The sequence below is a fragment of the Streptomyces sp. NPDC050988 genome (assembly GCF_044456225.1).
Lineage (GTDB): Bacteria > Actinomycetota > Actinomycetes > Streptomycetales > Streptomycetaceae > Streptomyces.
Window position 1 is genome coordinate 19,089 of the sequence record NZ_JBITFQ010000025.1, and the last position, 25,022, is coordinate 44,110.

Genomic DNA, 25,022 nt, shown 5'->3' on the forward strand with positions numbered 1-25,022 from the left:
CCCATGATCTCTTCCTCAGGGTCCCGGCCCTCGCACGAGTTCCCCCTCCCCGTCGTCCTCGCGGGCGCCCGCGGTCACGGTCACTGGCACCTCGCGAACATCCGCCGCCTCCAGGACAAGGGCCTGGTCCGCCTCGCCGGGATCTGCGAGCTGACCCCGCTCACCGAGGCGGAGCTGGGCGGCTTCACCGCACCGGGCGAACTCCCCGAGCAGTCCGCCGACTTCGGCGCCCTGCTGGACTCCACGGGCGCCGCGATCGCCGTGATCTGCACGCCGATCCCCACCCACACAGACCTCGCGCTGACGGCCGCCGCCAGGGGCGTGCACATCCTGCTGGAGAAGCCGCCGGCCCCCTCGTACGCCGAGTTCCGCCGGATGGCCGACGGGGTCGCCGCGGCCGGAGTGGTCTGCCAGATCGGCTTCCAGTCGCTGGGCTCGGGGGCCGTGCCCGCGATCCGGGAGCTGATCGCACAGGGCACGATCGGCCGGGTGGACGGCATCGGCGGGGCCGGGGCCTGGGCGCGCGCCGAGGAGTACTACCGACGCGCACCCTGGGCCGGGCGGCGCCGGATGAACGGGGCCGACGTCGTCGACGGGGTGCTGACCAACCCCCTCGCGCACGCCGTCGCCACCGCCCTGGCCCTCGACGGCGCCACCCGCGCCGAGGACGTCACCGGCATCGAGACCGAGCTGCTGCGCGCCAACGACATCGAGTCCGACGACACCTCCTGCGTCCGCGTCACCACCGCGGCCGGCCACCGGATCACCGTCGCCGCGACCCTGTGCGCCGAGCACCCCGACGAGCCGTACGTCCTCGTGCACGGCACCAGCGGCCGGATCACCTTCTGGTACAAGCAGGACCGCGTCCTCGTCCAGCGGTCGGGACACGGCCCGCGGGAGATCACGTACGGCAGGACCGACCTGCTGGAGAACCTCGTCGAGCACCTCGAAGGCCGGGCCGAGCTGCTGGTCGCGCCGGACTCGACGGGCGCCTTCATGAAGGTCGTTGAAGCGATTCGACAGGCGCCGGACCCCATCGCGCTGCCCGCCGACGCCTGGTACCTGAAGGCCGACGAGAACCGCCGGATCGTGCACGGAGTCGACGGACTCGTCGCGGCCGCCGCCGACACCCTCGCCCTCTACTCCGAGCTGGGCGCCTCGTGGGCGCCCCCGAAAGAGGTGAGTACCTGATGCACAACGAGTCGCTGGTCCTGCGTGTCGCGGGCCGCCCGGTCGGCCGTTACGTCACCCGGCCCGAGCTGCCGCCGAAGCTGTCGCCGCGTCCGTACTTCCACCCCGTCACCACCCTGGCCGGCACGGCTGTCACGGAACTCAGCCCAGCCGACCACATCCACCACCTCGGCGTCGGTGTCGCCGTTCCCGACGTCGAGGGGTTCAACTTCTGGGGCGGTCGCACCTACGTACGTGACCGGGGGCCGACCGAGCTGGACAACCACGGGGCCCAGCGGCACGCCGCGTTCCAGCTGCGTGACCCGGACGGCTTCGTGGAGGAGCTGCGCTGGGTCGCGGCGGGCGGTGAGCTGCTGCGCGAGCGGCGCACGGCCGCGGCGACCGAACTCACCGACACCGCCTGGGCGTTGGACTTCACGTTCTCGCTCACCAACACGACCGCCGAGCCCCTGTCGATCGGCAGCCCGGCGACCAACGGCAGACCCGGAGCGGCCTACGGCGGTTTCTTCTGGCGGGCCCGCAAGGAGGCCGCCGCGCCCGCGGTGTTCACGGCCGGCACCGAGGGCGAGGACACCGTGCACGGCGCACGCGCCGACTGGCTGGCGCTCGTGGGCACCAACTGGACGCTGGTGTTCGCCGGGGCCACCGAGCGGACCCGCCGCGACCCGTGGTTCGTGCGCACCGCCGAGTACCCGGGCGTCGGCTCGTCCCTCGCCCACGAGGAGCGGCTGCCGGTCCCGGCCGGGGAGACCGTCGTACGCCGGGTCGTCACCGTCGTCGCCGACGGCCGCCTCGACCGGGGCGAGGCCGCGGCCCTGGTCCGCAAGGCGGTGAGCCCATGAGCGGCCAGAGCACACCCGCCTTCACCGCCGACCTCGGCGACGGCACGTACCGCAACCCGGTCCTGAACGCCGACTGGTCCGACCCCGACCTCATCCGCGTCGGCGACGACTACTACCTGACGGCCTCCAGCTTCGGCCGCGTACCGGGCCTGCCTTTATTGCACTCCCGCGACCTGGTCAACTGGACGCTCGTCGGCCATGCCCTCCAACTCCTCGAACCGGCAAGGGAGTTCAGGAGGCCGCGGCACGACCGCGGTGTCTGGGCACCGTCGTTGCGCCACCACGACGACCGCTTCTGGATCTTCTGGGGCGACCCCGACCACGGCATCTTCCAGGTCAACGCCCCCGAGATACGCGGTCCTTGGACTCGCCCCCACCTCGTCAAGGCGGGCAAGGGGCTCATCGACGCCTGCCCGCTGTGGGACGAGGAGACCGGCGAGGCGTACCTCGTGCACGCCTGGGCCAAGTCCCGCTCCGGCGTCAAGAACCGGCTCACCGGCCATCGGATGCGGCCCGACGCGACCGGGCTGCTCGACGACGGCAAGGTGATCGTCGACGGCGACCGCATACCCGGCTGGTTCACCCTCGAAGGGCCGAAACTGTACCGGCACGACGGCTGGTTCTGGATCTTCGCCCCGGCCGGCGGCGTCGAGACCGGCTGGCAGGGCGCGCTGCGCTCCCGCGACTTCTTCGGACCGTACGAGGAGAGGGTCGTCCTGGAGCAGGGCGACACCGACGTCAACGGCCCCCACCAGGGCGGCTGGGTGCGCACCCCGTCCGGCGAGCACTGGTTCGCGCACTTCCAGGAGAAGGGCCCGTACGGGAGGGTCGTCCACCTCCAGCCGATGCGCTGGGGCACGGACGGCTGGCCGGTCCTCGGTGACGAGGGCGTGCCCGTCGCCGTACACCGGAAGCCCGGCCTGCCGCCGCAGCCGCCGGCGGCGCCCGCCACCGACGACGACTTCCCCGGCGGGCGGTTCGGACGGCAGTGGCAGTGGACCGCCAACCCGCAGGACGGCTGGGCGACCCAGCACTCGGGCGACGGACTGCGGCTGGCCTGCGTACGGACGGTCGACGCGCAGGATCTGCGCAAGTTACCGAACGTGCTCACCCAGCGGCTGCCCGGGACGCCGTGCACCGTTGAGGTCGAGCTGAGGCTCGACGCCGAGGAGCCGGGCGCGCGGGCCGGGCTCGCCGTCCTGGGCGACGCGTTCAGCTGGATCGGGCTCGAACGGGGGGCCGACGGGACGGTCCACCTCGTGCACCGGTTCGCCGAGTCGGTCGCCGAGCGCGAGCGGGACGCCGCGCATCCGCGGCTCGCGTCCGAGGGACGGGTACGGCTGCGGATCGAGGCCGGCGCCGGGGCGCGCTGCCGGTTCTCCCACGACCTCGGCGGTGGCTGGGAGCCGTCCGGCCAGGTCTTCGCCGCCACCCCCTGGCGCTGGGTCGGCGCCCTGCTCGGCCTCGTCGCACTCGCGCCGACCGGCGGGGGACACGCCGGGGCGGCCACGTTCACGCGGTTCCGCATCACCGCACCACCCGCCTGATCGCTGTCACCGCGCCACCTGCCTGATCGCCTCAAGTCATCACCGTAGTAAGCCTGTTGGGAGCCGCAATGACGCACTTCCGTAGCAGCAAGCGCTTGCCCGAGCCGGGTTCCGGGCCGGGTTCCGGGCCGGGGCTCGGTGCGGGGCCCGGCCCTGGCCTCGGCCGGACCCTGCTCACGGTCACCGCCCTGGTGGCCGCACTGGGGCTCGGGGTCGTCGCCCCGGCCGAGGCGGTGTCCGAGACTGCCGGCCGGACCGCCGGGGCCCACGGTTTCGCGTCCCTGGAGGGCGGTACGACGGGAGGCGCCGGCGGCAAGGTCGTCACCGTGACCACCCAGGCCGACCTGGAGCGCTACGCGGCCGCCGAGGAGTCGTACGTCATCCGGGTCGCCGGGACGATCAAGGCCGAGCCGTTCGGCGCGAACGTCGTCGTGGCCTCGGACAAGACCATCATCGGCGTCGGCACGGCCGGGGAACTCGTCCAGGGCGAGCTGCACCTCACGCCCGGCACCCACAACGTGATCATCCGCAACCTGACGATCCGCGACTCGTACGTCGAGGGCAACTGGGACTGCAAGGACACCGACTTCGACGGCATCCAGATGGACACCGTCCACCACGTCTGGATCGACCACAACCGCTTCTCGCGGATCTGCGACGGGCAGCTCGACATCCGCAAGGACAGCGAGTACGTCACCGTCTCCTACAACCGCTTCGAGAACAACAACAAGACCCTCGGCATCGGCTGGACGCCGAACGTGAAGACGCAGATCACCATCGACCACAACTGGTTCCGCGGCACGAAGCAGCGCAACCCGTCGGCCGACAACTGCGCCTACGCACACCTCTACAACAACTACATGACCGCCCAGGCGGACCCCGGCGACCCCGTATGGACGTACGGCAACTGGTCGCGCGGCAAGACCAGGATGGTCATCGAGAACAGCTACTACCAGGACGTCCAGCACCCCTACCAGGCCGACGCCACGGCCGAGTTGGTGCAGCGCGGCTCGATCCTGAAGAACACGAGCGGGCGGCAGGAGACGTGGGGCACGGCCTTCGACCCGCGGGACTTCTACGACTACCGGCTCGACCCGGCGGCGGCCGTCCCCGCGCTCGTGTCCAAGTTCTCCGGTCCGCAGAAGGGCCTCGGTGCCCACACCGTCGCGGACCCTCCCGCCGGGACCGGCAACCGGGCGCCCCACGCCCGCCATTGACCCCCACAGCTTCACAACGTCACAGCGGCACAACCCTCGTTGGATCCAGAAGAAGAGAGCCGATCATGAAGACCAGTATGCGCAGGAGCAGTAGAGGAGCGCGCCGCTCCGCCGCCGCCGTCGCCGTGAGTGCCGTACTCGCGCTGACCGCCACGGCCTGCGGCGACGACGGCAGCGGCGCGGCGGGCGACAAGGGCGCCGACGGCAGCGGCAAGGGCAAGGTCGTCTTCTGGGACAACAACGGCGGTGTCCGCACCGACATCTGGAAGGAGATCATCGCCGACTTCGAGAAGGCGAACCCGGACATCGAGGTCGAGTACGTCGGGATCGCCGCCACCGAGTACCAGTCCAAGGTCGACACCGCCCTTCAGGGCGGCGGGCTGCCGGACGTCGGCGGTGTCGGCGCCGCGATGCTCGCCGGGTTCGCCGCGCAGAACGCGCTGGAGCCGCTGGACGACCGCCTCGGCAAGTCCTCCCTCAACGGCAAGCTCAACGAGGACATGGTCAAGTCGCTGAAGGCCGCCGGCGGCCGGGACGACACGCTGTACTCGATCCCGACCTCCGCCAACAACGGCGTCCTCTACTACCGCACCGACCTGTTCAAGCAGGCGGTCCTGGACGAGCCGACCACCTGGGACGATTTCTACGAGGCCGCCGACAAGCTCACCGACAAGGGCAAGAACGAGTTCGGCTACACCATCCGCGGTGGCGCCGGCTCCATCGCCCAGGCCCTCGACGCCATGTACGGGCAGTCCGGCATCACGTCCTTCTGGGACACCGGCAACGAGAAGACCACGGTCAACGACCCCAAGAACGTGGCGGCCCTGGAGAAGTACGTGGGCCTCTTCAAGAAGGTCACCCCGGCCGCCGACCTCAACAACGACTTCACCAAGATGGTCGCCCAGTGGGACTCCGGCACGATCGGAATGCTCAACCACAACCTGGGCTCCTACCAGGACCATGTGAAGGCGCTCGGCGTCGACAAGTTCCGGGGTATTCCGCAGCCGGTCGGACCCGGTGGCAAGCGGGTCCAGGTCTCCAATCCCGTGGACGGCCTTGGCCTGTTCAAGAGTTCCAAGAACAAGGACGCCGCCTGGAAGTTCATCGACTTCGCGACCTCGAAGGCGGAGAACTCCAAGTTCAACCAGGCCGCCGGTCAGGTGCCGTCGAACAACGACGCCGCGAAGGACGAGTGGGTTTCCGAGGCCGAGCCCACGAAGCTTGCCGCCGAGGCGTTGAGTGATGGGTCCACGACCATTGTTCAGTTGCCGTACTACCTGCCCGACTGGAACACCATTTCCAAGACGGACAACGAGCCGGCGTTCCAGAAGGTCATGAACGGGTCCATGAGTGCCAAGGACTTCCTGGACACTCTGGCCGATCAGCTCAATGAGGCTCAGACGGAGTGGAACGAGCAGAAGGGATAGCCCCTTCGCTGTTCCTTCGCAGGGGTCGATCGTGGGGAGCTGCGGGGCCGTTGTGCTGGTCGCGCAGTTCCCCGTGCCCCTAAATGACTGCGCAGTTCCCCGCGCCCCTGAAGGGGCGCGATTCGGGCGCCGCCTTCTGCATCAACCGCTGCTTTTCCTTGTCCGAAAGGCACATCGTCGTGTCACTCACCCGCAGACAGATCAACACCGCCGCGCTTGCCGCCGTTCCCCTCGCCGTCGCGGCGACGGGGCCCGCTGCCGCCGCCTCCCCGCAGGGGCGGCCCCGAGAGCGCACGCTCTATATCGCCGGTGATTCCACCGCCGCCCAGAAATACGCCGACGCCGCACCCGAGACCGGCTGGGGCATGGCCCTTCCATTCTTTCTGCGGGAGCGGCTGGCCGTCGCCAACCATGCGGTGAACGGGCGTAGTTCGAAGAGTTTCATCGACGAAGGGCGTCTCGACGTCGTTCTCGCCGCGATCCGGCCCGGTGATCTCCTTCTCGTCCAGTTCGGGCACAACGACTCCAAGGTCGCCGATCCCACGCGGTACACCGAGCCGTGGACGACGTATCAGGACTATCTCCGTCAGTACGTCGACGGGGCGCGGGCGCGGGGGGCGCGGCCCGTGCTGGCCACTTCCGTGGAGCGGCGGAAGTTCGATGCCGACGGGAATGCCGTGGGGACCCACGGCGACTATCCCGCGGCCGTGCGGGCCCTCTCCGAGGAGGAGGGGGTGGCGTTGCTCGATATTCAGGCGCTGTCGATTGCGTTGTGGCAGGAGCTTGGTGTCGAGGAGACGAAGAAGTACTTCAACTGGACTGCCACCGAGCAGGACAACACGCATTTCAATCCGCCGGGGGCCATTGCTGTTGCTCGGATGGTGGGTGCGGAGTTGCTGCGTCGGCGGGTTTTGGTGCGGCGGGATGTTCGGCGGCTCGACGAGGTCATTCCTGAGTCTTGGATCAGTTGGCCCGAGTCGTAGTACTGCGGCTGAAGGTTCGTTTATAGCCGTCCGTCGGTTGTGGCTGGTCGCGCAGTTCCCCGCGCCCCTAAAAACGTAGGCCCTCCCCCTGCTTGGAAGGAACCCCGCACTCATGCGTAGTCGTATATGGCATGCCCATGTCATTGCATCCCTTGCTGGATGCACCGCTCTCGTCCTCGGTGTCACAGGGACCGTCGCTCATGCCCAGGCCGCCCCGGTCGCCCAAGCCGCTCAGGGGCGTGACCTCGGGCGGGAGACCCTCGCCGTCGGTGACGGCTGGGGGTCCGAGGGGGCCGGTACCACCGGTGGTTCGACCGCCACCGCCGAGCACGTCTACACCGTCACCAACTGGGCCGAGTTCAAGGCCGCGTTGAAGGCCGGCGGAAACGCCCCGAAGATCATCAAGGTCAAGGGCATGATCGACGCCGTCTCGGAGGGTTGCGAGGCTTTCGTCGCCGGGGGCTATGACCTGCAGCAGTACCTCAAGGACTACGACCCGGCGGTCTGGGGCAACGACGAGGTCGCCAGCGGTCCGCAGGAGGACGCACGGGTCGCGTCCGCCGCCAACCAGGACTCGGAGATCAAGGCCAACATCCCCAGTAACACCACCATCGTCGGTGTCGGCAGGAACTCAGGCATCCTCGGCGGCAGCCTCCAGATCAAGGGCGTCTCGAACGTCATCATGCGCAACCTCACCGTCGAGGCCCCGCTCGACTGCTTCCCGAAGTGGGACCCGACCGACGACAACAACACCGGCAACTGGAACTCCGAGTACGACGCCGTGGTCGTCTACGGCACCGATCACGTCTGGATCGACCACAACACGTTCACCGACGGGCGTTACCCCGACAGCGAGCGGCCGGTCTACTTCGGCAAGGTCTTCCAGCAGCACGACGGCCTGACCGACATCGTGCGCGGCGCCAACCACGTGACGGTGTCCTGGAACCGCTTCCAGGACCACGACAAGAACATGCTGATCGGCAACAGCGACAGCACCGCCACCACGGACGCCGGCAAGCTCAAGGTCACCATGCACCACAACCGCTTCGACGGGATCCTTCAGCGCTCTCCGCGTGTGCGGTTCGGACAGGTCGACGTCTACAACAACCACTACGTCGTGACAGAGAACCAGAAGTCCGACTACTACATCTTCGGCGTCGGCATCTCCTCGCAGCTCTACGCCAGTGACAACGCGATCTCGCTGCCGGCCGGAGCCGCTGTCGGCAAGGTCCTGAAGAAGTGGAACGAGGCGCCCCTCACCGCCGAGAACAACTACGTCAACGGCAAGCGGACGGACCTCATCGCCGTCCACAACGCGGAGATTCCCGAGGAGACGCTCCAGTCCGGCGCCGGCTGGAAGCCCACCCTCCGTACGAAGGTCGACTCGCCGCGGGCCGTGCCGGGCATCGTCGGCGGCCGTGCCGGTGCCGGAAAGGTCTGCTGATCATGACCCTTCCGGCACCGGTCAGTAGACGGTCGTTCGTGGCGGCGAGCGTTGGGGCCGCCCTAGCGCTGGGGCTCTCTTCCCAGGCCCAGGCCCAGGCACAGCCCCATGCGCGTGGGCGGTCCCCCTTCGGGCGGTACGGCTCACCGTCGGCCCGGTTGGACGAGCGCACCCTGTACGTCCACCCGGGCGGCCTCGGCGACCACACCACCGTCCAGGCGGCTGTGAACGCCGCGAGTGGCAGTGGGTACACGCTCGTCATCGCCCCGGGTACGTACCGGGAGACGACCGCCGTGAGTGTCGCCCGTACGGACATGACCTGGATCGGGGCCTCGGGCGAGGCGCGGGACGTCGTGGTCGTGTACGACAACGCGGCCGGTACGCCGAAGCCCGGCGGCGGGACGTACGGCACGACGGGGTCGGCGACCACCCTCGTGCAGGCCGACGGGTTCACCGCGCGGGACCTCACCTTCGCCAACGACTGGCTGCGCGCCGAGCACCCCGGGATCAGCGGCACCCAGGCCGTCGCCATCAAGGTGCAGGGCGACCGGTCCGCGTTCGTGGGGTGTCGGTTCCTCGGGCATCAGGACACCCTGTACGCCGACTCGATGGCCCTCGGCACCTTCGCCCGGCAGTACTACCGGGACTGTTACGTCGAGGGTGACGTGGACTTCGTGTTCGGGCGGGCCACGGCCGTCTACGAGAACTGTCACTTCCGGACGCTGATCAGGGATGACCTGACCGGGGCCCCGTACGGGTTCGTCTTCGCGCCCTCCACCGCGGGCGCCAACCCGCGCGGCTACCTGGTGACCGGGGGGCGGATCTCCAGCGAGGCGCCGGACGCCTACTACAAGCTGGCCCGCCCGTGGGTGCCCAGTTCGGACACCACCGCCCGGCCCATGCTGACCGTGCGCGGGACCCGTATGAGCGCCGGGATCGACGCGGTGGCGCCCTACACCAACATGTCGTCGGGCTTCCCCTGGCAGGACCAGCGGTTCGCCGAGTACCGGAACACGGGGCCGGGCGCCGTGGTCTCCGTACCGGAGAACCGGCCCCAGCTCACCTCCTCCGAGGCCCGGTCGCACACCCGGGAGGCCTACCTCGGTGACTGGACCCCGTGGAAGGGGTGCTGACATGCGCCGGCGCACACTGCTCACCGGGATCGCCGGTGGCCTGGTGGCCGTCGGCACGACCCCCGCCTTCGCGGAGGCCCGGCGCCGCGTCCTGCACGTCCGCCCCGGCGGCTCCGTCCAGGACGCGGTGGACGCCGTGGAGGGGGAGGGCTGGACGATCGTCGTGCACCCCGGCACGTATCGCGAGGTCGTCAACATCCCCGCTGGCAAAGGGCAGTTGACGCTTCGCGGCGCGTCCCGTGATCCGCGGGCCGCCGTGGTCGTCTTCGACAACGCCAACGGCACCCCCAGGCCCGGCGGAGGCACCTACGGCACCGCGGGCTCCGCCACCCTCACCTCGGCGGCGCCCGGCCTGACCGTCCGCGACCTCACCCTGGCCAACGACTGGCTGCGCGCCGACCACCCCGACATCACGGGCACCCAGGCCGTGGCGGCGTACGTCACCGGCGACCGGTCGCGCTTCGAGCGGGTGCGGTTCATCGGTCACCAGGACACGCTGTTCGCGGACACCACCGCGCTCGACGCCTTCGACCGGCAGTACTACCGGGACTGCTATGTCGAGGGTGACGTGGACTTCGTCTTCGGGCGGGCACGGGCGGTCTTCGAGCGGTGCCACTTCCACACCCTCGACCGGGACGTCACCTTCAGACCCGAGGGCATGGTGTTCGCCCCGGCCACGGCCCGCGCGAATCCGTACGGCTTCCTCGCCGTGCGGTGCCGGATCACCTCGGGTGCCGAGGACGCCGCGTACAGGATCGCCCGGCCGTGGGTGCCCTCGTACGAGACGACCGCCTGGCCCTCGCTCGTCGTGCGGGACACCTGGCTGGGGCCCGGCATCGACGCCGTGGAGCCCTACATCAACATGCGCGAGGCGTATCCGTGGCAGACCATGCGTTTCCGTGAGTACGCCAACTCCGGTCCCGGCGCGGTGATTTCGGTGCCGGAGAACCGGCCGCAGCTCACGGACGCGGAGGCCGAGTCGCACACCCGGGAGACGTATCTCGGGGACTGGAGGCCCTATGAGTGCCAGTCCTGAGTAGCCCCCTCCGTGACCCCGGCAGGACGGGGTTCCCGCATGGCTGACTCCGTCCTGTGACCTGCAATCTCCCCACACCACTCGACGAAAGGTCCCCACACCCATGTCCCGTCGAACCGCTCTGTCTTTAGGCGCAGTTCTCGCTCTTGGTGCCGGACTCGCCGTGATCCCCACCCACGCCCACGCCGCCACCGTGGTCGTCAGCAACTCCACCGACCTGTCCAACGCCATCAAGAACGCCACCGCGGGCACCACCATCCAGGTGCGCGCCGGCACCTACTACCCGACGGCGACCCTCCAATCGACCGCCAACGGCACGTCGTCCAGCCGCATTTACCTCCAGCCGTACGGCTCCGAGACCGTGAAGATCGACGGCTCGAACCTTCCCGACGGGGACTGGATCTTCAAGCTCACCGCCGACTACTGGACCGTCTCGGGGATCACCTTCCAGAACTCCCCGGACAGCGCGGTCGTCTGCCAGTCCTGCGCCTCGACCGTCTGGGACAACATCAAGACGATCAACGGCGGTGACTCCGGCTTCACGCTCACCGGGGACAGCACCACCAACAACACCGTCCGGAACATCGACAGTTACGGGCACTACGACGCCGCCACCCACGGCGAGAACGCGGACGGCATCGCCATCAAGTTCGGCTCGGGCAGCGGCAACCTCGTTACCGGGGCGCGCCTCTACAACAACTCGGACGACGGCCTGGACTTCTGGTCGTTCTCGTCGCCGGTCACCGTCGAGCACACCTGGGCCATGGGCAACGGAAAGAACCGGTGGTCGGACTCGGCGTTCGCGGGCGACGGCAACGGCTACAAGCTGGGCGGCGACGGCGAGGTCGTCGCCCATGTCGTCAACAACTCCGCGGCCTGGGACAACGCGGGCAACGGCTTCACCGAGAACAGCAACAAGGGCGCCATCGTCATCAACCGCACCACCGCCTACGCCAACGCCAAGTGGGGCTACTACTTCGCCACCGGCGCCGCCAGGCTCGGCAAGAACCTGGCGGTCGGCAACAGCGGCGGCTCGGTGAGCAAGGGCTCCTCGGTCGTCTCGTCCGGCAACAACTGGGACTCGGGCATCTCGACGCCCGCCTTCCGGTCCACCAGCGCGACGACCACGTACAACGCCCGCCAGTCGAACGGCGCGCTGCCCGTGACCACGTTCCTGACCACGGGCAGCACCACCATCGGCGCGACGATGGACTGAGACGGAATGGACCGAGACCGAGTCGGGGCTAGTGCCGTACCGGCCTGATCGACTCCAGGGTCGGCACCACCGGCAGAATCGTGCCGTCGGACGCGAACTTCATGCGGTCGACGGTCGTCTCCCGGTGCATGCCGTCCCCGCCCGCCAGGCCCGGCCCGTTCAGGCCGAACCGGTGGTAGACCATGTACCAGTCGTCCGTGCCGGGCGCGTTGACCACCGAGTGGTGGCCCGTTGCGAGGATGCCGTACTCCGGTCGCTTGGACAGGATCGTGCTCTGCTTGGTCCACGGGCCGAGCGGGGACGGGCCGGTCGCGTAGGCGACGTGGTAGTTCTCGCTGCGGGTGTCGTCCTCGGACCACATGAAGTAGTACGTGCCCTTGCGCTTGACCACGAAGGATCCCTCCCGGAAGTTGTCCGGGGTGATGTCCTGGATCTTCGACGCGTCGAACGACACCATGTCGTCGTTCAGCGGGACGACGTAGCCGTGGCCGTTGCCCCAGTAGAGGTACGACGTCCCGTCGTCGTCCGTGAAGACCGCCGGGTCGATCATCTGGCCCCGCAGTGAACCGCCCTTCGCCACAAGGGGTTTGCCGAGGGCGTCCTTGAAGGGGCCTGCGGGGGAGTCGGCCACCGCCACGCCGATCTGCTGCTCGGCGCAGAAGTAGAAGTAGTACTTGCCGTCGCGCTCGGCGATCGCCGGCGCCCAGGCGTTCTTGTCCGCCCACGACACATCAGGACCCAGGTCGAGGATCTCGCCATGGTCCTTCCAGTGGACCAGGTCCTTCGAGGAGAAGGCCTTGAACTTCGTGCCGCTCCAGCCGGGGAAGCCGTCGGTGGTCGGGTAGATCCAGTAACGGCCGTCCAGGTACTGGATGTCGGGGTCCGCGTACAGCCCCGGCAGGACCGGGCTGCGGGTGGGCACGGCCTCGACGGTCCAGGTGCGGGTCGTGCCGTCGGCCGCCGTCACCTGGTACTTCTGCGGCTTGCGGAAGTCGCGGCGCGTACCGGAGGCCGGGCTCACCGTGGCACCCTCTCCGAGCCAGAGCTTCGGTGCGAGCCGCGCGAGGTTCTCGCCCGGCTTCATCGGCAGCACGACCTTCGAGGCCGCCTCGGTGACGATCGCGTACCCCTTCTGGTCCTTCACCGTCGCGTCCACGACCGAGGTGCCGCTGACTGGATACGCGGCGAGCAGCCGGTCGTACTCCGCCTGCGTGACGGGCATGACCGTGCCGTGCCGCGGGCTCGCGGGCAGCTGGTAGTTCGTCGACATCGTCCACCGGCCCGAGTCGAGATCGGTCGTCTCGAAGGGCACGTAACCGCGGCCGCCGTACTCGTCGATGAACAGGTACCACTTCTCCTCGGTGTTGGACTTGAAGACCGTCGGCCCCTCACCGCGGTCGATCGAGCCACTGCCGATGCAGTCCGACACGAAGTCGTACGAGGTGTCCGTGAGGGAGGTCGACTTCTCCGCGGTGATGAACTTCGAGCAGGGGCTGGAGGACGTGGGGTCCCGCTCGTCCTTCGTGTAGCGGTAGTAAGTGCCCTTGTTCTTCACGACAGTTGAGTCGATCACCGAGTAGCCGGGGTCGTCCCAGACCTTCGGCTCGCTGAAGGTACGGAAGTCCTTCGTCGTCGCGTACATCATCTTGTTGTACGTGGAGCCGGTGTGGTCCGGGTCGTCGTCGGCGTACAGCTTGGACGCCCAGAAAACGACGAACTCGCCGAGCTTGTCGTCCCAATAGGCCTCCGGCGCCCAGGTGTTGCCCGCGCTGTCCGGGGAGACCTTCACCAGGCGCTGGTCGGTCCAGTGGACCAGGTCGGTGGACTCCCAGACCATGATCGACTTGCTGCCGTGGCGCTGGACGTCGTCCCAACTGCCGCTGGAGTTCTGGTACATGCGCAGATCGGTCGCGATCATGAAGAACTTGTCGCCCTTGGGGGAGCGGATCACGAACGGGTCGCGCAGGCCCTTCTCGCCGGTCGTGGACGTGAGCACCGGCTTGCCGCCGTTCAACTCCCGCCAGTGCAGCGGGTCGTTGCCCCGGCTGAGGGCGTAGCGGATCTGCTCGCCGTCCGCCGTGCCCTCGCCGGTGAAGTAGGCGAAGAGATAGCCGGCGTACTTCTGTTTGGTCACGTGAGGTGCTCCGGATGGGGCTTCGGGTGGGGCCTGGGGCTGGGCCGCCGGGCTCGGTGGGGCGGCGAGCAGGCTCAGGAGGAGGGTGAGGAGGGGGATCAGGAGCGTTCGCACGGTGCGGGGGCGCATGACACATCCTGTGGGGGTCTGGTGGATTCTGTTGGGATGGGCTGCCCTCGGAGTGTCACCAGTGGCGGAGGGGCCGTCAATCGGTGGGAGCGGCCCCGGGGCGAGCGAAAGTTTCGATTCGTTTCGCGCGATCCCGGCAACCTTTTGAGGGCAGGCGGCGACCAGGGATCAGAGGCGGGGCCGAGTAAAGAAAGCGGCCCCGGCCCCGCCTCTGTCCCCGCTCCCCAGGAAAGGAACGTCCCCGTGCGTCTCGGCACCGGACGGCACCGCAGGACCGGCACCCTCTCTGTCGCGACGGCGGTGGTCGTCGCCTCCGGGGCGGGAGGCGTCTATCTCGGCCTCTCGCCCGACGGGGCGAGCGCCGCCGGTACGACGGTGACCGTGTCGACCGCGGCGCAGCTGGAGTCCGCCGTCAGGAACGCCACGGCCGGCACCACCATCCAGGTGCGTGGCGGCACGTACTACCCGACACGGACCCTCAAGTCGGCGGCGAACGGCACGAGTTCGGACCGGATCACACTCCGGGCGCAGGACGGCGAGAAGGTACGGATCGACGGGGCGAAGCTGGCCGCCGGATCCTCGCTCGCCGGGATCGACGGCGACCACTGGACCGTCCAGGACATCACCTGGCAGAACTCGCCGTCCCTCGGCTTCGTCGCCACCTCGTCCGTCGGAGGCGTCTTCAGGAACCTGGTCACCGCGGACAACGGCGACTCCGGGTTCACGCTGCGCGGGGACGGTACGACGGACAACCTCGTGCAGAACCTGCGCAGTTACGGCAACTACGACGCGGCGGGGCACGGCCGGAACGCCGACGGCATCGGCGTGAAGTTCGGCTCCGGCACGGGCAACAGGATCATCGGCGCCCGGCTGTACAACAACTCCGACGACGGCCTGGACCTCTGGCAGTTCTCCAGCCCGGTCACCGTCGAGCACTCGTCGGCGTACGGGAACGGGAGGAACCGGTGGAAGGACCCCGCCTTCGAAGGCGGCGGCCACGGGTTCGAACTCGGCGGAGGTGGTGCTTCGGTCGCTCATGTCCTTGACGGCAACGAGGCCTACGGCAACAGCTCCGCCGGGTTCTACGTACCCGGGGCGCGAGACGGGCTCTGAGGTCAGGACAGCAGGTCCAGACAGTCGAAGGACGTGCCCGGACTCAGGAACCCAGAGCCCGTCGAACCGCTGACCACGTTCACCTTCAGGACGTTGTACTGACTGGTGTCCGACTTCCAGGCGGTCGCCGGGACGTTGTACGTGAACGTGTGGTTGTTGCCCCGGTAGGAGCCCGTGGTGAGGGACCGTGTCGAGGGCTGTGACGGCGCCGCCGGAATCGCCGACACCCAGTCGTTGACCGTCACGCGCGGACGCCCGTTGATGTACGCCGTCGTCACCCCGACCCGCAGAGTGTGCGCGGCGGCTGCCTGCGCGGCCGTCAGTTTGAAGTAGACGAGGATTCCGTCGTTGACGTCCTTCCAGATGTAGCAGGGGAAGGACGCGGCCTCGCCGCCGCTGCCGATGGTGACGTTGCCGGTCCACTTCGAGGCACGGCCGTCGGACGGATGCGCGTACGTCATCAGGTCGGCGTTCTTGAACTCGCCGGGCGTACCGTCCCAGTCGCCGAGCCGCCAGATGGTGCCCGCGCTGCTCGGATCACCGCTGATCGTGATGCTGTTGAGGGCCGTCGTACCGCCCGCCGTGACCGTCACCTCCCGCGTGTGGACGGCGAGTTCGCCCTTGTGGACCGTCAGCGTGTACGTGCCCGGGAGCATCCCCGGGCACGAGAATGCGCCCGTGCCGGAGGCCGCCTTCGCCCAGTACTGGGCGGCCGAGTTGGCGAAGCCCACGGTGTACGCGTGGTCCGCGTCCATGCCCTTGAGACCGACGCCCGCCACCTTGCCGCGCCCGGACTTTCCGACCCACCCGGTGATGCCCAGGCCGTCCACCCAGGACGTGTCGAGGTTGGCGTGGAACAGCGAGGAGGAGGGCGCGCCCCCGTCCGTGAAGCTCAGCACGTACGGGCCCTGCAGCCCGTACCGCTCGGGCTCGGTCTGCGACTGGTTGTAGTGCAGGATCTCGTAGAGAGCCGCGCTGGTGGAATTGGTGTGCCGCAGCAGCGAGCGGTAGAACGGGCCGCCGGAGGCCTTCTCGTGGTTGGAACGCACCAGCCACAGCGCGGCCGAACCGGTCGTGAAGCCGATGTGCTCGTAGTCCATGACGCGCTTGCCCGAGTAGTGCTTGGAGTGCGTCGTGCCGTCCGAGCGGGAGAAGACGTCCGAGGCCTCGATGGTCGTGTCGGTCGAAGTCCAGGCGTCGGCACCGGAGTTGGGGAAGATGCCGGGCTTGATCCGGACGATGAACCGGGTCGCCGTGAAGGACGAGTCCTCCTTGTCGGTCCACAGATAGACGTTGTTCTGGCCGCTGCGGGCCGCTATCCACTGGGTGATCGACCCGTGCGCGACCTTCACCAGGATCGTCGAGCCGGACTGCTTGATCGTGACCGTGGACGCGCCGAGCCCGGTCTCCACGTGTGAGTGCTTGCCCTCGAAGCCCTCGTACTCCTTGCCCTTGTAGACCAGCGAGTTGAGGTCGCCGGTCGACTTGGACACCTTGAGGACGAGTGAGGCGCCTGTGTCGATCACGTAGTTGGAGCCGTCGTCCGTGTACCCGAACGTCGCTGCCGAGGCCGAGGACAGCAGCCCGGTGCCGGTCACGACGGCCGCGCCGGTGCCGGCCACGCCCACGGCGGACGAGGCGAGCAGCCGACGACGGGTGAGGTGCTTCTTGTGCGTGCTCAAGTGCGGTGCTCCTGGTCGTACGTCACTGGTAGGTGAGGTCGGAGGTGGTGTAGTTGCAGTGCGTGCCGTCGGGTCCCGAGCCGTTCGTCGGGGGCTCGGCACCGGTGTTGTTGCCGATGTACTTCTGGCACGGGACGATCTTCTTGCCGCTGTCGCCGATGATCGTGATGCCTCGGAGGGCCGCGGTGTCGCCGTAGTTGGTGTTGATGCCGACCAGCCGCGAACCGGGCGCGGTCACCTCGATGGTGTTGAAGATCGAGGTGCGCTTGTACTGCGTCGAGCAGTTGCCGCAGGAGCGGTACAGGGTCTTGAAGTCCTGGGCGGCGAACTTGGAGACGACGAGCTTGCCGCCGCCGTTGTGCTGGAAGACCTTGTCCGCGGCCTTCTTCGCACCACCGCCGTACACCGTGTAGGTGGCCGAGTTGCTGCCCCGGAAGGTGGCCGCGTCCTCGCCGACGTCCTCCCACCAGACGTTCTGCAGATTGCAGCTGCCCTGGCAGTGGATGCCGTCGGCGCCCGGCTTGCCGATGATGACGTTCTTCAGCGTCGCGCCGTCGGCGAGCCGGAAGATCGGGTCCTGGCCCTCCTCCTGGCCGTCACCGGCCAGATCGCCGCTGCCGTAGTAGCGCTTCATACCGCCGTCCCGGGTCCCCGACACGGCGATCGTCGCGGAGACGGCCTCGCTGCCGTTGGCGGTCGGCCAGGTGGTGGCGGCGCTCGCCGACGACGACATCATCGTGCTGGTGACGATGGCGGCTCCGGTCAGGGCGAACGCGGAGAGCCCACCGACGACGGCGCGCCTCCGGTTGGTCCTGCGGCGGTGCCGCGCACGGCGTTCCGGTTCCACGCGTGAAGTCATGTCCCGATTCCTTCAGGTGGGGGGAGAGTGACCTTGCTTCTCCTGGTCGCCACCCGGAAGGCGGGGGTTGCCGCCCGTCGGAACCTTTTTACGAGTCGCCGTCGCCGGAGCTGTCGCTGCTGCCGTCGGACGCGTCGCGCGCGAAGTCGCCCGCCACGCCCAGCTGTTGGTCCCCGGCCCGTGCGCCGACCGCGTACGTGTCGTCGCCGGCGTCGCGGCCGCCGCGGTCGTGGTCGTACTGGCCCGCGAAGACCCACTCGCCCGGCCACACCGTGCGGCCCGACTTGAGCACCCATGTGTAGACGAGGAAGCCGTCCTTCTCGGCGACCGTCACCGTGAAGTCGTCCTCGGGCGCCGAGCGCCAGGCACCCGCCGACGTGACCCCGCCGGTCTGCTTGACCTTCAACACGACGGTGAGCGCGGTGAGTTGCTTGCTCGTCCTCAGGGTCACATTGCTCTGCGCCCAGAACTCGTTGCTGTGCGGGTCGACCGAGCCGTCCGACCACAGCGGGCCGTCCTCGGTGTCGGCCTTCGCGGGCGGAGCGACCGGGGCGGTCCGAGTCGGCCCGGCCGTCGGGGAGTTGGGCGCACTGGGCCTGTCCGGCGGGGGCGACGACTTGGCCGGGTCGGGCGGTACCGGCGCGCGGCTCGTCGTCTCCGGCGACGGATCGGGCGTGGGCGAGACCGCGACCGTCTGGTCGGCCGTCTTGTCGTCCTTCACCGCGGACGCGACCGCGTAGCCGCCCACCGCGAGCACACCGGCGGCGGCGGCCGTGGCGCCGACGACACGGAACCAGCCGAGCGGGGACGACCGCGGGGAGGGGTGCCGGGCACTCTCCGTGCCGGCCATGCCGCGTTCGACACGGGCCAGGATGTGCGCGCGGTCGGGCTCATGCGCCTCGGCCGCGTCCCGCAGCGTGGCGCGCAGCTCCTCGTGCACGTCCTTCATCGTTCCCTCCCCTCGGCTCCGGTGGCACGCAGTACCGCCGCGTGCATCCGCGGCGGAGCCTCCTGGGACCCCAGCAACCGCTGCAGCTCCGCCATCCCCTTCGACGTCTGGCTCTTCACCGTACCGACCGAGATTCCGAGGGCGAGCGCGGTGTCCTTCTCCGAGAGGTCGAAAGCATGCCGCAGAACCACGCACGCCCGCTTGCGGAACGGCAGTCTGCGCAGGGCCTCCTGGACATCGACCATGCCCGGTATGTCGGGATTCTCGGTCTTGTCCTCGCGCTGCGACCAGAACAGCGTGATCCGTCTGCGCTCACGCACCGCGCTGCGGATCCGGCTCCTGGCCAGATTGGCGACCACACCACGCGCGTACGCCACCGGGTGGTCCGCCGAGCGCACCCGGTCCCAGCGGTGCCACAGCGCGAGCAGCGCGTCCGCCGCCAGATCGTCTGCGGCGTCCGGCTCGCCCGTCAACAGGTGGGCCAGGCGGGCCAGTTCTGCGTAGTGGCGCTCGAAGAAATCGTGGAACTCCACGGAGGCGGCGTCGTCGACGACAGTGCCCACGGGCGACCTCTCCCTGTCGGTTCCTGCGCGGTACACCTGACGGCTCTCACGGGGTACGTGCGTATACGGCCCCTGCGTTGCGGGTGTGAAGGAACGGTGTCCTGTGGGGCGAGATCCGAGAGAGTATCAGGCGCTCGTACAGCGCTTCGAACATCGTATGGCGGGCCGAACTCGATTCCGTAACACGGGGAAAACCTGAAAACGGTTCAACGAGGGAACAATCCAGCCAGCATCCGCACTCTGAACACGCAGGTAACGAGGAGCATCAGCCATGTCCGAATCAGAGAAGGTGGCAGACCGGCCGAGCGCCGGACCACCCCCGGCGAACAGCGTCGACCGGTTCTTCAAGATCTCCGCCAGGGGCTCCACCTTCGCCCGTGAGGTACGCGGCGGTTTCGCCACGTTCTTCACGATGGCCTACATCCTTGTCCTGAATCCCATCATCCTGGGGAGCGCCAAGGACAAGTTCGGTGACCAGCTCGACAACGTCCAGCTGGTCACCGCCACCGCACTGGTGGCCGCCGTGATGACGATCATCATGGGCGTCGGCGGCAACCTGCCGCTCGCGCTCGCCGCCGGGCTCGGCCTCAACGCCGTCGTCGCCTTCCAGATCGCCCCGCTGATGAGCTGGGACGACGCGATGGGCCTGATCGTCCTCGAGGGCCTGCTGATCTGTGTCCTGGTGGTGACGGGTCTGCGCGAGGCCGTCATGCACGCGATACCGCAGCCGCTCAAGCAGGCGATCAGCGTCGGCATCGGCCTGTTCATCGCCTTCATCGGCTTCGTCGACGCCGGGTTCGTCACCCGCATACCCGACGTCGCGAACACCACGGTCCCGGTGCAGCTCGGCGGCACCGGCGCGCTGGCCGGCTGGCCGATCCTCGTCTTCTGCCTCGGGGTGCTGCTGACGATCGGGCTGCTCGCCCGCAAGGTCAAGGGCGCGATCCTGATCAGCATCGTGACCATGACGATCGTCGCGATCATCATCAACGAGATCGCGGACATCAAGAGCTGGGGCCTGACCACACCGAAGATCCCCGACGACGTCGTGGCCTCGCCCGACTTCGGGCTGCTCGGCGACTTCAGCCTGTTCGGCGCCTTCGGTGAGGCGAGCGTGATCACCGTCGTGCTGCTGGTCTTCACGCTGATCCTGTCGGACTTCTTCGACACCATGGGCACGGTCGTCGGCGTCAGCGCCGAGGCCGGACTCCTGGACGAGGAGGGCAAGGTCCCCAACCTCGGCCGCGTCCTGCTCATCGACGGCGCCGCGGCGGTCGCGGGCGGCGCGGCCTCCGCCTCCTCCTCGACCTCGTACATCGAGTCGGCGGCGGGCGTCGGCGAGGGTGCGCGCACGGGCTTCGCGAACCTGGTCACCGGCGGGCTCTTCGCCCTCGCGCTGTTCATGACCCCGCTGCTGACGATCGTCCCGCTCCAGGCGGCCGCCCCCGCCCTCGTCGCGGTCGGCTTCCTGATGATGACGCAGGTCAAGAACATCGACTGGGACCGCTACGAGATCGCCATCCCGGCGTTCCTGACGATCGCCGTGATGCCCTTCACCTACTCGATCACCAACGGCATCGGGGCGGGCTTCCTGGCCTACGTCCTGATCAAGACGGTCCTCGGCAAGGCGAAGGAGGTCCACTGGCTGCTGTGGGGGACATCGGTGCTGTTCCTCATCTACTTCGCGATCGACCCGATCGAACAGGTTCTGGGCGTGAAGTAACGGTCACCCCAACGACTGCGCAGTTCCCCGCGCCCCTGATAAGGGGCGCGGGGAACTGCGCAATCTTTTAGGGGCGCGGGGAACTGCGCGACCAGCCCCCACCGGCCCGCAGCCGACCAAGCAACCGGAACCGTCAGTTCTGAAGCGCGGCCTGCATCATCGCCTTCGCAACGGGCGCGGCCAAACCATTGCCGCTGACCTCCGACCGCGCCGCATTCGACTGCTCGACCAGGACGGCCACGGCAACCTCCTTGCCCGAGGAGTCGTCCTTCGCGTACGACGTGAACCACGCGTACGGCGTCTTGCTGTTGTTCTCACCGTGCTGCGCCGTACCGGTCTTGCCACCCACCGTCGCCCCGGAGATCTGCGCGTTCGTCCCCGTGCCCTCCTCGACGACCGTCTGCATCGCCGACTGCAGCTGCTCGGCCGTGGACGAGCTGACGATCTCGGTCGAATCCGTCGAGTCGTCGTAGTTCTCCAGCACGTTGCCGTCCGCGTCACTGATCTGCGACACCATGTGCGGCGAGACCAGCTTGCCGCCGTTGGCGATGGCGGCCGACACCATGGCCATCTGCAACGGCGTCGCGGTCACGTCGAACTGCCCGATGCCCGTCAGCGCCGTGGACGACTTCTCCATGTCCGACGGATACACGCTCTCGTACGCCCGCACGGGCACGTCCTGCGACGTGTCGTTGAAGCCGAACTTCTCGGCCATCGCCTTCAGCTTGTCCTGGCCCAGATCGACGGCCATCTTCGCGAAGACGTTGTTGCACGAGTACTGGAGGGCGACACGGATCGTCGCGTTCTCACAGGGCGCGGACTTGCTCTCGTTCTCCAGGACCCTGGTCGTGCCCGGCAGCGTGTACGGGTTCTCGCTGTCGGTCTTCGTGTCCACCGAGGCGTACAGGCCGTCCTCCAGCGCGGCGGCCGCGACGACCAGCTTGAACGTCGAACCAGGCGGCAGCGGCTGGCGCAGCGCCCGGTTCGTCATCGGCTTCTCCGGGTCCTTCGTCAGCTTCTTCCAGGCGGCGGAGTCGCCGGCGCTGATCACCGAGGGGTCGTACGACGGGGTGGACACGACGCCGAGGATCTTGCCCGTCTTCGGGTCGATCGCGACGGCCGCGCCCTTCTTGTCGCCGAGCGCCTCGTACGCCGCCTTCTGCACGGCCGGGTCGATCGTGGTGACCACGTCACCCGGGTCGGCGCGCTTGCCGGTGACCGTGTCGAGGGGGTTCTTCAGGCGGTTGTCCGTGCCGTCGAGCAGGTCCTGGTAGATGCCCTCCAGCTGCGTCGCCCCGAACACCTGCGAGCTGTAGCCCGTGACCGCCGCGTAGAGGCTGCCGTCGGTGTACGTGCGCTTGTACTTGAGATCGCCGCCCGTCGTCTGCGCGGAACCGGTGATCGCGTCCCCGGCCACGATGATGTTCCCGAGCGGGTACGCGTACTGCTCGATCGCATTCCGTCGGTTGTCCTTGCTGTCCGCGAGCGCCTGGCCTTCGTAGAACTGCACCCAGGTCGCCCGGACCAGCAGGGCGAGGACGAGCAGCAGGGTGAAGACGGAGGCGCGCCTGATCGTTTTGTTCATCCCATATGGACGACGACCAGGACGGACCCGATCGTTCCCACCCACCCGGATTTTTCATACGTCCTTCATGAAGCCCGCCTCGTACGCCGCGATCACCGCCTGTGTACGGTCCCGGGTCACCGTCTTCGCCAGGACGGCCGCCACATGGGTCTTCACCGTCGCGGGCCCGACGCCCATGCGGCTCGCGATCTCGGCGTTGGTGAGCCCGGCGGCCATCAGCCGCAGGACCTCGCTCTCCCGGCCGGTGAGCCTCGCCACCCACGCCGGCGGTGCCGCCTTCGCGCGCCCGTACTCGGTGGCGAGCGTCCGCACCGCCGCCGGGAACAGCAGGCTGTCGCTGTGCGCGACCAGCCGCACGGCCTGCACCAGCGCGTCGGCGTCGGCCCGCTTGAGCAGAAACCCGGACGCTCCGGCCCGCAGGGCCTCGTACACGTACGCGTCGTTCTCGAAGGTCGTCACCACGACGATGCGTGGCGGATCGGGCAGCGTCGCCAGGATCTGCTCGGTGGCGCGGATGCCGTCGATCCCGGGCATGCGGACGTCCATGAGGACGACGTCCGGCGCCAGCTCGCGGACGACGGACACCGCCTCGGCGCCCGTGGCCGCCTCACCGACGACCTCCAGACCGGGCTCGGCCGTCAGGATCGCGCGCAGCGCGGTGCGCACCATGCGCTCGTCGTCGGCGAGGACGATCCGGACGGTCATGCGGGTCCTTCCAGCGGAGGTCGTATGTGCAGCCCCAGGGGGAGTCGTACGTGCAGCCGCCACACCCCGTCCACCGGGCCGCACTCCGTGGTGCCGCCCAGGAGCCGAGCCCGGTCGGCGATCCCGCGCAGACCGTGGCCGCCGCCGGGACGGGGAACCGCGGCCGTCGGCGCGGGATTCTCGGCGGTGATGGCCAGCTCCCTGCCGTCGAGGACCACCCTGATCCTGAGCGTCACGGACGTCCCGGGTCCGGCGTGCTTGAGGGCGTTGCTCAGCGCCTCCTGCACGATGCGGTACGCCTCGCGGGAGACGAGCGGGGGCAGCGCCTCGGGGTCCGCCTCCACGGCGACGGTCACGCGGAGACCGCCCGCGCGGGTACGGCGGAGCAGACCGTCGAGGTCGGCGGCGAGGGTGGGCGAGGGGGCGGTCGCGGGGGGCGTGCCGGGGACGCCCGGCGCGCCGCCGGGGGAGCCGGCATCACGCAACACGCCCAGTACGGCGTCGAGTTCGCCCACCGTGCGCCGCGTGGTGTCCTCGATCGCGGCCAGCGCCTCGCGCACGAACTCCGGGTCGCTGTCCAGGACCCGGCGGGCCGCGCTCGCCTGGAGCGTGACGGCGCTCAGCGCGTGGCCGACGGAGTCGTGCAGCTCGCGGGCCAGCCTGTTGCGTACGGCGAGGTCGGCGGCGTGGGCCTCCGCGGCGGCGAGCCGGTCCTCGGGCGTGGGCCCGAGCAGCTCCGGCGCCCAGCGGGCCAGCAGCGCGCCCGCGCCCGCGGCGCAGCCGGCGAGAGCCGCCAGCATCGCCGCGCCCGCGACCGGGGAGAGCGCCAACACCCAGGTGTGGTCGAAGAGTTCGGGCAGATCGAGCCGTGAGTCGCGCAGCCCCGCATACAGCGGCAGCACGATCAGCACCACCGCGAAGGGCGGTGTCGCGAGGGACATCCCGGCGACGACTCCGCCGAACCCCAGGTGCAGCGTGAACCACACCGCCGTACGCCCCTTCGCCTGCCGGGTGTGCGCGGGCCCGTCGGCGAGACGGTCGCCGTCGACCCCGCACAGGGCCCGGACCACGGCCACCGACATGGGCCGGGTCAGCGGGAACACCCCGGTGACCGCGGCGAGCGGCAGCCCGGCACCGAAGGCGAGCAGCTGGTGGGGCAGCGAGCTGAACAGGTTCTGGGAGCTGGTGAACGGGCCGACGATCAGTTCGCCGACGAAGACGTACGGCATGGCGAGCGCGCCGCCGAGGATCAGATGGATCCACCGACGACGCGTCCGCCTCCCGAACAGGGTCCGGGCGAGCGCGCTCACGCCGACCGCTTCGCGACGGCGCACCACATCCGACGAAACGTCCGCGTCATGCCACCCACGCTCCCGGGCCACCCCGCCGGACCACATCCTGCGCGACGACGATCCGCCTCCGCCGCACGGGGGAGGCGACGTCAGGCCCCGAAAGGGGCGCGGGGAACTGCGCGACCAGCCACGCACAACCCGCACCCGGCAACAACCCACAGCCCCAACGGCGCCCCGCCGGCCCCCCAGAGG

General features: G+C 69.2%; 19 protein-coding genes and 1 pseudogene. 12 read left to right on the forward strand and 8 right to left on the reverse strand.

Annotated elements, in window-relative coordinates:
• Positions 1-3 precede the first annotated feature (3 nt).
• The 10 genes from ACIBEI_RS36265 to ACIBEI_RS36310 all read left to right on the forward strand — a co-directional run bounded on the left by ACIBEI_RS36265 (position 4) and on the right by ACIBEI_RS36310 (position 12,036).
• Positions 4-1,191, forward strand: a complete 1,188-nt coding sequence (locus ACIBEI_RS36265; RefSeq protein ID WP_398894849.1) for a Gfo/Idh/MocA family protein — start codon at positions 4-6, stop codon at positions 1,189-1,191.
• Positions 1,191-2,033, forward strand: coding sequence for a PmoA family protein (locus ACIBEI_RS36270; RefSeq protein ID WP_398894716.1), 843 nt, complete (start codon positions 1,191-1,193; stop codon positions 2,031-2,033). Before ACIBEI_RS36265 ends, ACIBEI_RS36270 begins: the two co-directional genes overlap by 1 nt.
• Positions 2,030-3,580: a family 43 glycosylhydrolase gene (locus tag ACIBEI_RS36275; protein ID WP_398894718.1), complete on the forward strand. Its 1,551-nt coding sequence runs from the start codon at positions 2,030-2,032 to the stop codon at positions 3,578-3,580. Before ACIBEI_RS36270 ends, ACIBEI_RS36275 begins: the two co-directional genes overlap by 4 nt.
• A 68-nt stretch (positions 3,581-3,648) precedes the next feature.
• On the forward strand, positions 3,649-4,797 hold the full coding sequence (locus ACIBEI_RS36280; protein ID WP_398894720.1) for a polysaccharide lyase family 1 protein: 1,149 nt from the start codon (positions 3,649-3,651) through the stop codon (positions 4,795-4,797).
• Positions 4,798-4,862: 65 nt separating this feature from the next.
• Positions 4,863-6,224 (forward strand): ABC transporter substrate-binding protein, encoded by a 1,362-nt coding sequence (locus tag ACIBEI_RS36285; RefSeq protein ID WP_398894721.1) that lies wholly within the window; start codon positions 4,863-4,865, stop codon positions 6,222-6,224.
• Between the two features lie 179 nt (positions 6,225-6,403).
• On the forward strand, positions 6,404-7,207 hold the full coding sequence (locus ACIBEI_RS36290) for a rhamnogalacturonan acetylesterase (RefSeq protein ID WP_398894851.1): 804 nt from the start codon (positions 6,404-6,406) through the stop codon (positions 7,205-7,207).
• A 112-nt stretch (positions 7,208-7,319) separates the two neighbouring features.
• The gene (locus ACIBEI_RS36295; RefSeq protein ID WP_398894723.1) at positions 7,320-8,651 is read left to right on the forward strand and encodes a polysaccharide lyase family 1 protein; all 1,332 of its coding nucleotides are present in this window, start codon (positions 7,320-7,322) and stop codon (positions 8,649-8,651) included.
• Positions 8,652-8,653: 2 nt separating this feature from the next.
• On the forward strand, positions 8,654-9,784 hold the full coding sequence (locus ACIBEI_RS36300) for a pectinesterase family protein (RefSeq protein ID WP_398894724.1): 1,131 nt from the start codon (positions 8,654-8,656) through the stop codon (positions 9,782-9,784).
• 1 nt (position 9,785) lies between these two features.
• Positions 9,786-10,820 (forward strand): pectinesterase family protein, encoded by a 1,035-nt coding sequence (locus ACIBEI_RS36305; protein ID WP_398894725.1) that lies wholly within the window; start codon positions 9,786-9,788, stop codon positions 10,818-10,820.
• A 103-nt stretch (positions 10,821-10,923) separates the two neighbouring features.
• Positions 10,924-12,036, forward strand: a complete 1,113-nt coding sequence (locus ACIBEI_RS36310; protein WP_189840539.1) for a right-handed parallel beta-helix repeat-containing protein — start codon at positions 10,924-10,926, stop codon at positions 12,034-12,036.
• A gap of 28 nt (positions 12,037-12,064) precedes the next feature.
• Here the strand turns inward: ACIBEI_RS36310 and ACIBEI_RS36315 are convergent, their stop codons facing one another.
• Entirely contained in the window at positions 12,065-14,299 is a 2,235-nt protein-coding gene (locus ACIBEI_RS36315) for a family 43 glycosylhydrolase (protein WP_398894727.1), read from the reverse strand.
• 243 nt (positions 14,300-14,542) lie between these two features.
• On the opposite strand from ACIBEI_RS36315, the pseudogene ACIBEI_RS36320 reads away from it, so the two are divergent.
• Positions 14,543-15,382: pseudogene (locus ACIBEI_RS36320) on the forward strand (right-handed parallel beta-helix repeat-containing protein); the annotation flags it as partial.
• A gap of 32 nt (positions 15,383-15,414) precedes the next feature.
• Here the strand turns inward: ACIBEI_RS36320 and ACIBEI_RS36325 are convergent.
• The 4 genes from ACIBEI_RS36325 to ACIBEI_RS36340 all read right to left on the reverse strand — a co-directional run bounded on the left by ACIBEI_RS36325 (position 15,415) and on the right by ACIBEI_RS36340 (position 19,465).
• Positions 15,415-17,094, reverse strand: coding sequence for a rhamnogalacturonan lyase B N-terminal domain-containing protein (locus ACIBEI_RS36325; RefSeq protein WP_398894728.1), 1,680 nt, complete (start codon positions 17,092-17,094; stop codon positions 15,415-15,417).
• Between the two features lie 22 nt (positions 17,095-17,116).
• Positions 17,117-17,953, reverse strand: coding sequence for a pectate lyase (locus tag ACIBEI_RS36330; protein WP_398894729.1), 837 nt, complete (start codon positions 17,951-17,953; stop codon positions 17,117-17,119).
• 88 nt (positions 17,954-18,041) lie between these two features.
• Complete coding sequence (locus ACIBEI_RS36335; protein WP_398894730.1) at positions 18,042-18,902, reverse strand: hypothetical protein; 861 nt, start codon at positions 18,900-18,902, stop codon at positions 18,042-18,044.
• Positions 18,899-19,465, reverse strand: a complete 567-nt coding sequence (locus tag ACIBEI_RS36340) for a SigE family RNA polymerase sigma factor (RefSeq protein WP_398894732.1) — start codon at positions 19,463-19,465, stop codon at positions 18,899-18,901. The genes ACIBEI_RS36335 and ACIBEI_RS36340 overlap by 4 nt, the downstream gene beginning before the upstream one ends.
• A gap of 271 nt (positions 19,466-19,736) precedes the next feature.
• On the opposite strand from ACIBEI_RS36340, the gene ACIBEI_RS36345 reads away from it, so the two are divergent.
• The gene (locus ACIBEI_RS36345) at positions 19,737-21,188 is read left to right on the forward strand and encodes an NCS2 family permease (protein WP_398894733.1); all 1,452 of its coding nucleotides are present in this window, start codon (positions 19,737-19,739) and stop codon (positions 21,186-21,188) included.
• A gap of 133 nt (positions 21,189-21,321) precedes the next feature.
• Here the strand turns inward: ACIBEI_RS36345 and ACIBEI_RS36350 are convergent, their stop codons facing one another.
• Genes ACIBEI_RS36350 through ACIBEI_RS36360 form a run of 3 tightly spaced genes read right to left on the reverse strand, consistent with a single transcriptional unit; the run spans position 21,322 to position 24,788 of the window.
• Positions 21,322-22,773 carry a peptidoglycan D,D-transpeptidase FtsI family protein gene (locus ACIBEI_RS36350; RefSeq protein WP_398894735.1) on the reverse strand — a complete coding sequence of 484 codons (1,452 nt, stop codon included), beginning with the start codon at positions 22,771-22,773 and terminating at the stop codon, positions 21,322-21,324.
• 54 nt (positions 22,774-22,827) lie between these two features.
• Positions 22,828-23,478: a response regulator gene (locus ACIBEI_RS36355; RefSeq protein ID WP_398894737.1), complete on the reverse strand. Its 651-nt coding sequence runs from the start codon at positions 23,476-23,478 to the stop codon at positions 22,828-22,830.
• Entirely contained in the window at positions 23,475-24,788 is a 1,314-nt protein-coding gene (locus tag ACIBEI_RS36360) for a sensor histidine kinase (RefSeq protein ID WP_398894738.1), read from the reverse strand. The genes ACIBEI_RS36355 and ACIBEI_RS36360 overlap by 4 nt, the downstream gene beginning before the upstream one ends.
• Positions 24,789-25,022 lie beyond the last annotated feature (234 nt).